This window comes from Mesorhizobium sp. LNJC391B00 (genome assembly GCF_000502535.1).
Classification (GTDB): Bacteria; Pseudomonadota; Alphaproteobacteria; order Rhizobiales; family Rhizobiaceae; genus Mesorhizobium.
The window spans coordinates 136,184-149,946 of sequence record NZ_AYWI01000008.1 but is presented as its reverse complement, the minus strand read 5'-3'; the positions used below and the strand labels follow the sequence as shown (position 1 = coordinate 149,946).

General features: G+C 60.4%; 14 protein-coding genes. 8 read left to right on the top strand and 6 right to left on the bottom strand.

Annotated elements, in window-relative coordinates; genetic code table 11:
- The 3 genes from cyoB to cyoD are packed head-to-tail and all read left to right on the top strand — an operon-like array spanning position 1 to position 3,082.
- Positions 1–2,001: a cytochrome o ubiquinol oxidase subunit I gene (gene cyoB / locus X750_RS144725; RefSeq protein ID WP_023748061.1), complete on the top strand. Its 2,001-nt coding sequence runs from the start codon at positions 1–3 to the stop codon at positions 1,999–2,001.
- Entirely contained in the window at positions 1,998–2,675 is a 678-nt protein-coding gene (locus X750_RS144730) for a cytochrome (ubi)quinol oxidase subunit III (protein ID WP_023748060.1), read from the top strand. The genes cyoB and X750_RS144730 overlap by 4 nt, the downstream gene beginning before the upstream one ends.
- A complete protein-coding gene (gene cyoD / locus X750_RS144735) occupies positions 2,672–3,082 on the top strand; it encodes a cytochrome o ubiquinol oxidase subunit IV (RefSeq protein WP_023748059.1) in 411 nt (136 codons plus the stop codon). The genes X750_RS144730 and cyoD overlap by 4 nt, the downstream gene beginning before the upstream one ends.
- 217 nt (positions 3,083–3,299) lie before the next feature.
- Here cyoD and X750_RS144740 read toward each other — a convergent pair whose 3' ends face one another.
- Positions 3,300–4,190: a LysR family transcriptional regulator gene (locus X750_RS144740; protein ID WP_023748058.1), complete on the bottom strand. Its 891-nt coding sequence runs from the start codon at positions 4,188–4,190 to the stop codon at positions 3,300–3,302.
- A gap of 151 nt (positions 4,191–4,341) precedes the next feature.
- On the opposite strand from X750_RS144740, the gene X750_RS144745 reads away from it, so the two are divergent.
- Both X750_RS144745 and X750_RS144750 read left to right on the top strand, forming a co-directional pair.
- Positions 4,342–4,725, top strand: coding sequence for a DUF1330 domain-containing protein (locus tag X750_RS144745; protein WP_023748057.1), 384 nt, complete (start codon positions 4,342–4,344; stop codon positions 4,723–4,725).
- A 100-nt stretch (positions 4,726–4,825) separates the two neighbouring features.
- A complete protein-coding gene (locus X750_RS144750; protein WP_031243155.1) occupies positions 4,826–5,668 on the top strand; it encodes an SDR family oxidoreductase in 843 nt (280 codons plus the stop codon).
- Between the two features lie 131 nt (positions 5,669–5,799).
- On the opposite strand, the gene X750_RS144755 is transcribed toward X750_RS144750, so the two are convergent.
- Entirely contained in the window at positions 5,800–9,129 is a 3,330-nt protein-coding gene (locus tag X750_RS144755; RefSeq protein WP_023748055.1) for a DEAD/DEAH box helicase, read from the bottom strand.
- Between the two features lie 212 nt (positions 9,130–9,341).
- Between X750_RS144755 and X750_RS144760 the strand changes: the two genes are divergently transcribed.
- The 3 genes from X750_RS144760 (at position 9,342) to X750_RS1000000165925 (ending at position 10,912) form a co-directional block, all read left to right on the top strand.
- Positions 9,342–10,277 carry a Crp/Fnr family transcriptional regulator gene (locus tag X750_RS144760; RefSeq protein ID WP_245271882.1) on the top strand — a complete coding sequence of 312 codons (936 nt, stop codon included), beginning with the start codon at positions 9,342–9,344 and terminating at the stop codon, positions 10,275–10,277.
- Between the two features lie 19 nt (positions 10,278–10,296).
- On the top strand, positions 10,297–10,533 hold the full coding sequence (locus tag X750_RS144765) for a hypothetical protein (protein ID WP_023668023.1): 237 nt from the start codon (positions 10,297–10,299) through the stop codon (positions 10,531–10,533).
- Between the two features lie 202 nt (positions 10,534–10,735).
- Complete coding sequence (locus X750_RS1000000165925; protein ID WP_023687819.1) at positions 10,736–10,912, top strand: hypothetical protein; 177 nt, start codon at positions 10,736–10,738, stop codon at positions 10,910–10,912.
- Between the two features lie 185 nt (positions 10,913–11,097).
- Here X750_RS1000000165925 and X750_RS144770 read toward each other — a convergent pair whose 3' ends face one another.
- From X750_RS144770 to X750_RS144785, 4 genes are all read right to left on the bottom strand, one after another.
- Complete coding sequence (locus X750_RS144770) at positions 11,098–11,490, bottom strand: response regulator (RefSeq protein WP_023748054.1); 393 nt, start codon at positions 11,488–11,490, stop codon at positions 11,098–11,100.
- Positions 11,491–11,732: 242 nt separating this feature from the next.
- The gene (locus tag X750_RS144775) at positions 11,733–12,263 is read right to left on the bottom strand and encodes a DUF1003 domain-containing protein (RefSeq protein ID WP_023681128.1); all 531 of its coding nucleotides are present in this window, start codon (positions 12,261–12,263) and stop codon (positions 11,733–11,735) included.
- A 20-nt stretch (positions 12,264–12,283) separates the two neighbouring features.
- Entirely contained in the window at positions 12,284–13,342 is a 1,059-nt protein-coding gene (locus X750_RS144780; protein WP_023748053.1) for an alpha/beta hydrolase, read from the bottom strand.
- Positions 13,343–13,470: 128 nt separating this feature from the next.
- Entirely contained in the window at positions 13,471–13,725 is a 255-nt protein-coding gene (locus tag X750_RS144785) for a hypothetical protein (protein WP_023668018.1), read from the bottom strand.
- Positions 13,726–13,763: the final 38 nt, after the last annotated feature.

Here is a 13,763-nt window from a genome sequence, read left to right as displayed (position 1 = left end):
ATGCTGGGCAAGCTCGACTGGTCGGCCGTTCCTTTCGATCAACCCATCCCCCTCGGCGCAGCCCTTGGCGTCTTTCTGGCAGCAGCCGCCGTGCTTGGCTGGATAACGGTGAAGGGGTACTGGCCATATCTGTGGAGCGAGTGGATAAGCTCGGTCGACCACAAGCGCATCGGCGTGATGTACATTGTGCTGGCGATGCTCATGCTTCTTCGTGGTTTTATCGATGCTATCATGATGCGCACACAACAGGTGCTGGCGATTCACGGGCCGGGCTACCTCCCGCCGGAGCATTACGACCAGATCTTTTCCGCGCACGGCACGATCATGATCTTCTTCGCCGCGATGCCGTTCATGATCGGCCTGATGAATTTCGTCGTGCCGCTGCAGCTTGGCGTACGCGATGTCGCTTTTCCGACGCTCAATTCCGTCAGCTTCTGGCTGACGGCTTCCGGAGCCCTGCTGGTCAACATCTCGCTTGTGATCGGCGAGTTCGCGCGCACCGGCTGGCTGCCCTATGCCCCTTTGTCGGAAACCACCTACTCGCCGGGCGTCGGTGTCGATTATTATCTGTGGGCGATCCAGATCTCCGGCGTCGGCACGCTGCTCACCGGTGTCAACCTGGTGACGACTATCCTCAAGATGCGGGCGCCGGGAATGGGCTATCTGCGAATGCCGATGTTCTGCTGGACCTCGCTCGCGTCCAACCTGCTCATTGTCGCAGCCTTCCCGATCCTTACCGCCACGCTCGCAATGCTGACGCTGGACCGGTATCTCGGCTTCCACTTCTTCACCAACGAAGCCGGTGGAAATCAGATGATGTTCGTCAACCTGATCTGGGCGTGGGGCCATCCCGAAGTATACATCCTGGTGCTTCCCGCCTTCGGAATCTTTTCCGAGATTTTCTCGACTTTTTCATCGAAGCCGCTGTTCGGATACCGTTCGATGGTCGCGGCCACGATGTTCATCTGCATCGTCTCGTTCATGGTCTGGCTGCATCACTTCTTCACTATGGGTGCCGGAGCGGACGTTAATGCCGCCTTCGGCATCGCCACGTCGGTCATTGCCGTGGGAACCGGTGTGAAAATCTACAACTGGCTCTTCACCATGTATGGCGGGCGCGTTCGTTTCGACACGCCGATGCTTTGGGCACTGGCTTTCGTGACCACCTTCACCGTCGGCGGCATGACTGGCGTCCTGCTTGCCGTCCCGCCGGCCGACTTCGTGCTACACAATTCCCTTTTCCTCGTCGCGCATTTCCATAACGTCATCATCTCGGGCGTGTTGTTTGGAGCATTCGCCGGCTTCACCTACTGGTTCCCCAAGGCGTTCGGCTTCCGTTTGCACGAAGGCTGGGGAAAAGCGGCATTTTGGGTCACCTTGGCCGGCTACATGCTGGTCTTCGTACCGCTCTATATTGTCGGTCTGCTCGGCATGACGCGGCGCCTGCAACATATCGATATGGACCTTTGGGCACCGTGGCTGGTGGTGGCCGCTTTCGGCGTGGTGGTGATGATCGCCGGCGCGGCGCTGCAGATCACACAGCTTTTCGTTTCGATCCGGCATCGCGACAAGTTTCGCGACGAAACCGGCGACCCGTGGGACGGGCGTTCGCTGGAGTGGTCGACATCTTCTCCTCCTCCTGTCTTCAATTATGCACGGCTGCCTCACGTGGAAGACGAAGAGCCCTACTGGAGCATCAAGCAACGAGGGATCGAACAGAGCTCGGACGAGGAAAAGGCATATGAGCCGATCGAGATGCCTCGCAACAGCCCGACTGGCTTCGTCACCGCCTTCTTCAGCACACTGATCGGCTTCGCGCTGATCTGGCATATATGGTGGCTGGCGATCGTCGGCTTCATCGGCGCCTACGCAACCTTCGTCGTATTCGCCTGGCGCGATCATGGAGACTACCAGATCCCTGTCGACGAGGTCGCCCGCATCGACCATGACCACAAGGCAGCCCAGTTTGCCTGGCTGCGCGGGTGGGAGCGCCCGGCATGAGCGATCATGCATTCTCCAGCGTCGGCACCCAGGCACGGGACCCGTATCGGCTCAATCACACCGGTCGGCACGCGGTGCGCTCTGCGACCGGCCACGGAGAAGGCGGCCCGGCCTCAAAGTTCGTCACAGTGACTTACGGCTTCTGGATCTTTCTCCTGTCCGACATCATCATGTTCTCGGCATTTTTCGCCGCCTACGCCGTGCTCGCCAAGGCAACCGCCGGCGGACCGACAGGCAAGGATCTGTTCGAACCGACACGCGTTGCGGTCCAGACGGGCCTTCTGCTCACTTCGAGCTTCACCGGCGGCGTGGCAACACTCGCCACCCTTCGCAGATCAATGGCTGCCACGCAGTTCTGGCTTCTCGTCACGGGGTTGCTCGGGGCAGCGTTCCTGTTCCTGGAACTGCAGGAGTTCGCGGCAATGATCGGCGAGCAGGCAGGCCCCTCGCGCAGCGCATTTCTTTCTGCCTTCTTTGCGCTCGTTGGCTGCCACGGTGCCCACGTCGGTCTCGGCCTGCTCTGGCTGGGAACGATGATGGCGCAGCTGTGGGTCAAGGGCTTTCGGCCCGACATCTTGCGGCGGCTCCACTGCTTCGGGCTCTTCTGGCACGCCCTCGACATCATTTGGGTTGCCATCTTCACCCTGGTCTATCTGCTGGGAGCATCGCCATGACCGAGATCGAGAGCAAGACCGGCGAGTTGCAGGACCCCCGCGATTCAGCGCCGGGCGAGGAACACATAAGCGAGCACGAAACGGCTGGGGGCCTCTCGGGCTATGTGCTCGGCTTCGGCCTGGCCATCCTGCTCACAATGGCGACATTCCTGGCGGCGCGAACCGATCTGATTTACCAGCCCGCGGTCATCTCGGCCCTGGTGGTGCTCGCTGTTGCGCAGATGGGCGTGCATCTTGTCTTCTTTCTGCACCTGACCACCGGGCCGGACAACACCAACAACATCCTGGCCCTGGCCTTCGGCGTGCTGATCGTCGCGCTGGTGGTTCTGGGCTCTATCTGGATCATGGCCCATCTGAATCAAAACATGGCTGCCATGACACCCCATCAAGCCGGAACGATGCCTTGAACGCTGCCCTGCGAACGCACGGCCGCCCACAGTGCACCATTCGCACCGATGGCCCGAGCCAAGCTGCGGCGGCAACGCTGAGATGATACTAGGCAGTGAACTCATAAATTGGGGAGACTGGGATCGGTGGGAAACGGGCGCTCCGGACTTCCTGTACTGGGCGGCTTTGATAGGCGCCATGGTCGTCGAGGTCTGGCGATCCTTATTTCAATCGCACTCAGTCGCGGTAGCGCAGCCTTTCCAGCGCGAGTGCGAAAGCCGGCGAGTGTTGGCGCCGGCTTGGATAATACAGGTGATATCCCGGCCGAAGGGGGCACCAGTCCTCAAGAACGCGCACTAGGCGACCCTGTTCGAGTAGGTAGGTCACTAGATCCTCGGGCAGATAGGCGAGCCCGAACCCTTCAAGGCTGGCCTGGCAGACCATCGCGAGGGTGTTGAAGGCGGCGTGTCCGTGAACGCGCACCTTCAATTCCCGCCCCTCCTTGCGAAACTCCCACGGTGCAAAGCCGCCTGTGGGCAGTCGCAGGGGTATGCATGCATGATCGGCAAGATCTTCAGGCGTGACCGGACGGGAGCGGCTTACAAAGTATGAAGGCGCTACCACAACCGCCATGCGGAAGTCTGGCCCAATGCGCGCCGAGATCATGTCCTTATCCACCTGTTCGCCGAGCCGTACACCCGCATCGAAGCGATCGGCCGCAATGTCAGCCAAGCCGTAGTCGTGGATAATCTCGACCCTGATGTCGGGATAGTCGCGCATGAGCCCGACCATGGCGGGCCAGATGATGGTCTCGCCGGCATGCTCCACGGTGGTGATCCGGACTGTACCGGCCGGCTTGTCGCGCAGGGCGCTGAGGGCGGCAATCTCGCTTGCGATCTCATCTAACTTGGGAGCGATGCTTCGAAACAGGCGATCCCCCGCTTCGGTTAGCGAGACGCTGCGGGTCGTGCGGGTCAGCAGCCGAACGCCGAGGCGCTCTTCCATCGTCCGGATCGAATAGCTCAGGGCAGACTGCGACACGCCGAGCATGGCGGCCGCCTTGGTGAAACTGCGCTCGCGGGCGACGGCGATGAAGGTCAGGAAGTCATCCAGACTATCGCGACGCATTCATCAATCCTACTTCTAAGCCCATGCAGATTATACAACCTAATGGCATGTCGCTAAAGGAGCTAACTTCCTGACTCAAGGCCAGACGGTCAACCGGAGCAACTCTCCGCGCAATGCCTACCGTCCCACTGGCCCACTGAAGGAGAACAATATGAAGAAGGTAATCGTGGGCGCGCTCGCCGCCCTCACCATGATCGTGAGCCCGGCCGCCTTTGCTCAGCAAGCGACGGGCGTCGCTCCCCGCGCCTACATGATCGGCAGCTATGACATCAAGGATCAGGCGGTGTTTCAGCAGTACATCGAAGCGGCGTCGCCGCTCGTCACCAAGTATGGCGGCCGCGTGATCGTCTACAATCCCAATGTCACTGCCATCGAAGGAAGCTCGAGATCGGTGATCGCCATCGCCGAGTTCCCGAGCCTTGCTGACGCCAAGCGCTACTACAACTCGCCGGAATACACAGCGGCCCGGCAGTTTTTTACCAGGTCGACCGAAGGATTTCGCATCATCACCGAAGGCGCCGGCCTTCCGCAGTGACGCAGTCCGCCGGCGGATGGATCAACATGGGGATCAGTCCCTGCTGGCCATCGCGTCCAAGTCCGGGGCCGAGCTGCGGCCTAGAGAACAGGAGCCCAATATGAGTGTTTGGTTCATCACCGGCGCAGGCCGGGGCCTCGGTCTGGATATCGCCAAGGCCGCATTGGCGGCGGGCCACAAGGTGGTGGCAACCGGCCGCAACACGGAAAAAGTCGCAAGGGCCGTGGGAAACGCCGAGAACCTCCTTATCGTCAAGCTGGACGTGACGAGCGCGGCCGACGCCGAAGCCGCTGCCCAGGCCACGTTTGACCGGTTTGGCCGCATCGACGTGCTGGTCAACAATGCGGCGAGTTTCTTTGCCGGGTACTTCGAAGAGTTGACCGCCGAACAGATGCAACTGCAGCTCAGCACCAGCCTCGTCGGACCCATGAATGTGACGCGGGCCTTTCTGCCAGCGATGCGCAAGCAGCGGTCCGGCAGGGTCATTTCGATCTCCTCGACGGCCGGGCTAATGGGTTTCGAGTTCTGCACGGCCTATTCAGCCTCGAAGTTCGGCCTCGACGGCTGGATGGAGGCGCTGCAGACCGAAGTCGTGCCGTTCGGCATCGAGACGATGATCGTGAACCCGGGCTTCTTCCGCACCGAGCTTCTCACGGAAGAGTCGACCAACTATGCCGCCCCCTCCGTCGAGGACTACCATGAGCGGCGGACGGCGCAGATCGCCTTCTGGCGTTCTCAGAACGGCAAGCAGGGGGGTGATCCGGCCAAGCTCGCGCGCGCCCTGATCACGCTCACGTCTGGGGACGTGCTCCCCCAGCGTTTGCTTGCCGGTACTGACGCCATTGCGACGGCAGAGCAGAAGATTGCCATTCTGCAGCAGCAGATCGGTGCCTATCGCGAGCTCTCGAGTTCCCTCGCCATGGACGAGAACGGCCGCAACTAACGACCCCTGCGGAACATCCGGACTTGCGGTACTGGTGGCTGAACACCACTGGCACTGCAATTCCGAGGTGAAGACTCGTGGCTGCGGCACTCCCATTGTCGTGCCGCCGCCGGATGGAGAGAAAAGGCTAGTCAGATCTCGTGCTTTGGCTGAGCTGCACGTATGGCATCAAGCGCTAAGCGAACGGCGTCGACGCCAGAGACGCCGGGCGGGATCGGCCTGAAAATCAGGCGGCCGTTCCGGTACTCCAGGCCCAACGCCTTGCTGTTCCGCCATTGGGACGCCGACGGCTTGTTCCGAAGGGTGATCGCGATGGCCTCGGGACCCACATCGACTTTGCCGACGCCCAATTCCGACGCGGCTATTCGCAACCTGGTAAATTCCAGCAAAAGGGCTACTTCGCCAGGCATGTCTCCAAAGCGGTCCTCGAGCTCTTCGCGGAATGTATCGAGGTCCGGCTCCGAGCGCATGCGGGAGAGCCGCGCATAGAGGCCAACACGCACCGTAGGCTCTTCGACATAGCTCTCGGGAAAAGCCCCCTTTCCCGAGCCATTTATCTCGGCAAGTTGCTGGTCGGAGCCGGCCCCTCCGCCAGCCGCCGAGACCGCCCGCTCCAGCAAGTGCTCGTACAGGCCCACTCCGATCAGCTTCATATGCCCGGCCTGGTCTTCTCCGAAAAGATCTCCGGCGCCACGCAGGTCGAGGTCCCTTTGACTGATTGCCAGGCCTGAGCCGAGCCGATCGAGCGCAAGCATCGTCGAAAGCCGGGCCCTGGTGCTGTCGGCCAGTTCAACGCCAGGCTGGGTCAGAAGAAACGCAACGGCCTGCACCGCCCCCCTTCCGACCCGGCCCCGCAGCTGGTGCAACTGCGCCAGACCGAACCGGTCGGGGCGCCAAACGATGATGGTGTTGGCCCGCGGCACATCGAGGCCGCTCTCGATGATGTCGGTGCTCAACAAAATGTCGCCATCACCGTCGGCGAATCCGACCATGACTTCGTCCAGCTGTCTCCCCTTCATTTCACCATGCGCCGTCTTGACCCCGAGTTCCGGCACCAGTCTGTCCAGTTGGTCACAGGCCGGGGCAATATCCTCGATCCGCGGGACCACGAAAAAGCTCTGTCCACCCCGGTGAAATTCACGCAGAAGGGCCGCGCGCACCGATGCTGGATCGAACGCTGCCAAGATCGTGCGAACGGGACGTCTTTTGGCGGGCGGAGAGTTTAGAACGCTGACGTCCTGGATGCCCGACAACGCCGATTGCAGCGTCCGGGGTATCGGTGTGGCGCTCATGCTCAGCGTATGGAGGCGAGGCGTCATGGTCCGCAGGGCCCGCTTCAACTTGACCCCGAACCGGTGCTCCTCGTCGATCACCAGCAGTCCAAGATTGGCGAAGGTGACGCTCCTGGACGCCAGGGCCTGAGTACCCACAACGACCGCAACCTGGCCGCTCCGCAGACCCTCTTTTGCCGCTCTCGCCTCCGCTGCCCCGACCATCCTAGAAAGGTGGGCGACCTGCAGGCCGGTTCCTGCGAAGCGGCGGCTGAACGTCTCATAGTGCTGTCGTGCCAACACCGTTGTCGGCGCTATGATAGCAACCTGTTTCCCGCAGAAAGCCGCGGCGGCGCAAGCACGCAGGGCGACCTCTGTCTTGCCGAAGCCGACATCGCCGCAGACGAGCCGGTTCATTGTTCTTCCCGACGAAAGATCATCGAGCACAGCGCGGATGGCGGCCGCTTGGTCGGGCGTCTCCGTATAGGGAAATCTCGCCGCAAAACGGGCCAAGTCCGTGCGGGAGGGCTTTATGATCTCGGCAGGCTGGCTGGACCTGATTTTGGCAAGACTCAAGAGGCGTTTGGCCAGCCTGTCGATCTCGCGCAACGCAGCTTCGCGTCGCTTCGGCCAGCCCTCGCCTTTGAGGCGATCAAGCGACACTGCCTCCGGTTCCGAGCCGTAGCGCCATATTCGTCCAAAGTCGTCGACCGGAACCAGCAAGGAAGCCCCGCCATGATATTCCAGTCTGACGACATCCTGTTGCTGGCCAGCCAACTCGACCTGTTCGACCGCGGCGAGCACGCCCAGGCCATGGTCTTCATGGACGACGACATCGCCAATGCGCAACTCGGGTTCGAGTATGCCCGTGGTCGCGCTCCCGCTCGCCTTTAACGCGGGCCCAAACAGGTCGGATGCGGCCACCACGGCGATATTGGATTGCGCGTCGACAAACCCTTCGTCGAGGACGAATTCAGCCTTGAGAACAGAGCCCCTCGCGGCCGAAAGGATTTGCGGCAAGTCGGCCGCTTCCTCTGCCCGCCGGCCTAGTCTCCTATCGAGCAGGCGATCTGCTCGCTGCAGTTCAGAGGCATCGCCGGTGAACACTACTCTGACTCCGGCACTCGTCTGCCCTCTGATGAATTCCGCGAAATCATGCCCGGGTCGGGCCTGGCGGAAGAATTTGGGAACTCCCACGGCAGAAACGGCTAGTCTCACGCAGCAGCGGTTAAGCAGAGCAGCGTCCCACTCTTCACGGGATAGGTAAAATCGTCCCGGCAAAGGTTTTTTCGTTCCGGCTGCCTCCTGCCTGGCACGACGTGCATCCTCGACCAGATCCAGAATTCTGCCGAGCGGCTGCCCGTCGGTCCCTTCAAGGAAGGAGATCGAAGCGCTGGATGCCGCATCGAAGACGGATGGCATAGCGCCATACGATGCGACCAGGCGCTCCTCCATCGACGTCGTGCGCATCGCTGTCAACTCAGGATGCTCACCAGCTTTAAAGATCAGCTCGGATGCCGGTCCGACCGTAATCGAGTCTCGAACCTGATCGCTGAGCTGACTGAGCGGGTCGTAGGTCTTGAGCTGCCGGATGCAGGCATCGGGATCAACGATGACGCGAACGGGGCCATCCGCGCCAGCAGGGAAAATATCGATGAGATCGCCCCGAAAGGCTATCTCACCCGGTTCGTCGACCCTCTCGTCGACGACATAGCCAATGGCTTCGGACCAGGTTCTAAAATCGTCACGGTCGAGCTTTTGTCCCACCTCCAGAATTGTGAAACCGCCAGCGATGACCGGAGCAGGCGGCACCCGCTGCAGAATGGCTTCGAGCGACATTACAGCGATGCGCGGGCGATCCGGCTTCGTTGCGATCTCACGCAACGCACGAAGCCTTCGCCCCATATTGGCGCGTGTGGGCCACACCCTGTCGTAAGGCAGGCAATCCCAGGACGGCAGCAAGATTATATCCGCGTCAGGCAGGAACTGACGCAAGGCGCCGGCGATCTCCTCGGCACTGCGTTCCGAGGGAGCTATATGGATGATGTGCTTGTCCCGACTGGTCTCCAGGCCACGGGCCAGCGCTACCGCGATTGCTGAGGATGGCGGTCCGCCGTGCTCTATCGCAAACCCGCTGTCATCCGTGTGATCGATTTGTTCGACATCCGTCCGCGAAATATGCCTGTTCACTGAAATCTCACCTTGCCACTGAGACAACGTCAGCGGAGCCACCCCGTTCCTGGCGGCGCATCAAAGAGTTCCAGGACGGGCTGCGGGTGCAGCCCTTGAATGGGCGGAGCGACAGGGTCAAAGCTGCGCCGTGATCGGCGAACTCCTGGGGCTGGCTGCCCAGCGGGAAAATTTCTAACCGAGCCTATGTCATAGGTTAATGCATTGCTGCCTTGCTCACCTATGGCTGTCCTAAAAAACTGGTGCTTCGATCATTCCGGGATCTTCAACCACGCTCGACGCTGGCAAAACGCTCCAGGCATGGGACCATGCCGCACGGCGGCGCCTTCTGCCGCCGCGCATATGTCCCCATGCCAGTCGGAACTTTTGGCGCGGATAATAGTTCGATCACCAACATCAGCCAGGTAGTCAATTTGTTCCCCACCTCATCCTCGGATGTACTCATTCGCAAGCTTCAGACCATCTCGGATCTTCGAGAGGCCGACATCGGCGTTCTGAAAGGCATTCCGATCCAGGAGAAGGAATATTCGGCTAACCACGATCTGGTGCGTGAGGGCGACCGTCCTGTTTACTCGTTTGTCGTTCTTGATGGCTTGGTCGGTTCCACCAAACATACGGGCGAAGGAAAGCGACAAATCACATCATTCTTCGTCGCCGGCGACATTCCTGATCTGCATGGGCTGCATCTGTCGGTCATGGATTGTAACTTCTCGACCCTTACGCCGGCGCGAATAGGTTTCATGCGGCATGACACCCTGCGTGCCGTTTGCGACCAGCACCCTCGCATCGCCACCGCTTTTTGGCGGTCGACGTTGATAGATGCCGCGATTTATAGGGAGTGGGTCATCAATGTGGGAAGACGCGAGGCATACACCCGCATGGCTCACATCCTGTGCGAACTGATTTTTCGCTTGCGCTCCATGGGGCGCATTGAGGATCACGTGGCGGATATCCCCATTACACAGGCGGCCCTTGGCGATGCGCTGGGTTTGTCCACGGTCCACGTCAACCGGATGCTCCAGGAACTACGACGCAGAGGCCTCATTGCCACCTCGGGATCAAAAGTTCACGCACTGGACTGGGCTGGCCTCACTCACGCAGGAGATTTCGACACGACCTACCTGCACCAAAGGAACCCCGCAGATTAGCAGTGACGGAAGCTCTCCGATGGCACGATTTTTCTTCGACAGCGGCGATGGCGATCTCATCTTCGAGGACGAAATAGGTGTCGAATGCGCTGGCCTCGAAGAGGTCCGCCGCGCGGGATTCGAGGGCCTTGTCGACCTCACGAGAGAGTCACTGAAGAGCGTCGACGGGCAGCAATTGTTTATCGAAGTGCGTGATGAAAACGGCGCCAAGATTTTGCGGCTGAGCCTCTCGCTTCGGGTAAAATCGAACGTATAAATTTGCACTCTACGCGCAGCGTTAGGCGAGCGGACTGGGACTGCAAACATCCACTGGCATGTCGTGTCTCAAAACCAGGGCCACTTTTGAGCGACATGCATTAACCCATAGATTGTGCCTCGATTCGCCTCGATTTGTGTACAGGACGGGGAACCATCAAAGAGCCGCCGAGTTCGTCCAACGGACAAGCTCGGAATCTAACATGGAAGAAATCGGCAAGGCACAACAAAAGGTCATAGCCCGCCTCATACGGGAGTGGATTTCATCGGACGCCAATCGTCGCCAGCTTCGCCAGTTGCTGGATCTGCCGACAGATGCGGACATGCCCAGCGAGCATCGGTCATTGCTTGACGAACTCGACCGAAAGCTCAACCAATGAGCGCCCCTGCTTTCGGGAGGGCTTCCGAGTGGATGCGAGCCGGTGGCGAGGGAAAGGAGCTGAGGTCGACATCTGGTTGAGGCCGCCGACATTTGACCCAAGCAGACGCGAACGCTTTACGCCGGACGGCGCCGATTGGCCGAAGAAAGAATGTTCGGTGGTTTCGTGGAGCCGCGGTCCGATTCCTAGAGGTGAGTTTCTGCACCTTGCTGCGCGTTTAAAAGTTGAGAAACGGCAGTTATGATCTGCGGCAGAAAAAAGGGCTTGGTGATCATTATGCTGTTGAGCACACCTTCCGCTCCCCAGTGTACCGCGCTGTCGCCACTGATATAGACAACCGGGATGGTCGAGTTGGACCTTCGCAAGTGCCGAGCGACCTCCCACCCCGACTGTCCTGCTCCCAGACGGATGTCCGTGAGCACGGCCTTGAACTTGGTCGGATCGGGGTCGAAAGCCGCCAGCGCCTCGGCGGCACTCCGAGTGCCGACGACCTGGAAGCCGGCCTCCTCCAAAGCTGACTCGAGGTCGAGCAGGATCATTGTCTCATCTTCGACGATCAGAACAGCACCTTCGCTCATCCGGAATCTCCCCAAGCCGCCACCGCTAATACGAGTTCGGCGTCAACTTGGTTCCATCTGACGCGCAGCAGCCTGTTGGTATCGAAGCTCTACGCTGCCTCGATTGCGCGGCGGACTTGTCACGTCGGGAAGCCACCCTGGAAAAGGCCGACACCGGCTTAGCTGCTTCGACAGCCTTGGACAATGAGGCTGAATTACAGGTTGTAGCCGACGCTTAACCGTTGCCAACGAGGTCGCTTTGATCAAGCGTTCTCCTGATCTCCAGAAGCTTGCTGGATCTGCGTCATCACCTTTTGGGGATCCACATTCTCGGCGAGTTCCGGCAGCTCTTTGTCGGCCGGGGTCGAGATATTCAGACGCGCCGTCAAGGCAGCCACCATCTCGATCAGCCGCGTGGTTTCATGTTCGTTCAGAAGGCTGATCTGCAAATCCAGTTCGGCTCGCCGCTCGCTGTGTGCGGCCATTCTGTTCTGATTGATCAGCACGAAAGTAGACAGGAAGATTGCCTCAACCGAGGCGACCATGGCTAGGATCACGAAAGTCGGGTCCCAAGCTGGGACGGCTGGTATCGCGCCAAGGTTCGCGAGGACCCAGACGACAAGAATTGCAAGGTGCAGATAGACGAAAGTCATGCTTCCCGCGAAGCGCGAAACGGCGCCGGCGACCCACGCTTGAACGCCTTGGTGCTCCTCTTGCTGTCGCCTGTGCTCCACCAGGGCCTGTATGTTCTGGTGGAGCACCGACTGCATGTCGGCTGGACGTTGGTCGCTCATTTGAAAGCCCCGTTTGGAGATCATTCCGTGCAAGCGGCGTCGCTTATCGCCGGTGGCTCCCGCGAGGCCGGATCTGCCTTGAACTCGTCGGCACACGACTTGGGTCGCTGCCCACGGCCCGCTTGGAACAAGGCGTGCCGTCCTGCAATAGTGTGCACCATGCCGACCACTGCTTGGGGGGCGCTCTGATGAACCATATGGCCGGCGCCCGGAACCACCTCAAGGAGAGACCCACCGACTTCCGCGTGCAAGCGTCGTGCATCGCGTTGCGCGTCGAACAACCGATCCCCGGATCCCGCCATGATGCCGGTGGGCACGGCAATGTCCCTATAGTTGGCCTTTCCCAACAGGGACGCGGCCAGCATCGATGCTGTCTCCAGAGAAACCGCCCGCAGTTGGGAAGGGCGGCTGGCGACATCTTTGGCGAGTGCGGCGAACTCGCTGGCGACGATGGCGGGTTTAAAGATCTTCTCCATTGCCCAATGCCAAGCAAGCCTTACAAGCGGCGGCAGCAAGGTGTGACGAAACGCGGTGCCGATCACAGGCAGTGCAGGGAGTGCGGCCAGTGCAAGATCCAGCCGCGGTGGCGGATAGTAATAGCCCGAGACCAGCACGATGCCGACGACCGATTGAGAATGCCTGCGCGCCAATTCGAGGGCGATCCAAGCTCCCCAGGAATGTCCAAGCACGAGGTATTTCTCTATACCCAGCCCGCAGGCCGCGGCATGTATAAGGTCGGCTTGGTCGCGAGCGGACCAACGCCGGCCGCGCGGCCGTGAGCTTCGCCCAAAACCGGGACGATCAAATGCAAGCACCCGGTAGGTCTTTGCCGCCTCATCGAAGATGCCGCTCGACTTGAAATCCTCCGCCATAGATCCATTGCCATGCAGGAGAAGCAGCGGCATGCCGGTTCCGGCTTCGATAAAATGCAGGCGCACACCATAGATCTCCATCACACGTCCGCACGCCCGGCCGGCAATCGCACGTTTGGCGCGGATGGCGTTGTATGCCGCCAGCGCCGCCAACGAGGCCGCGAGCAACCCGGTCGCGAGTTTCGGTCCATCTCTGTCGAACGCCATGCACGTGCCTGTTGGAAACCATCTGCCGACCCCAACTCTCGGGGCGAAAGCTTGTTCCGCCAGACAAGACAACGCTGTACAACCGGCTCAAGCGGCTAAAGTAGGCCTTCTCCATTGAGTTGGGACCATTAAGCCTGGGCAGCGCTGCTGCCTCCCATTTTCCAATCACCCTGCCAACGTGCGCGCACGGCAATCATCAGCATGGCCGCTTCCGTCATCCCGGTCTGGAAAAGTCTGACCAGCTCTCTCGCGATGGATTCTGCCGCGGTAGTGTCCGACGAAATCTCAAATTCCTGACACAGCGCGTCGAAGACCGACCGAAGCGTTTTCAGGTCGTCTGGATAGAGAGCGTCCGTATTCGTAAGAATGGGTCGGTCAAGCATCAAACGTCTCCAAACGAGTGAAGTGCGGTTCGGGCACC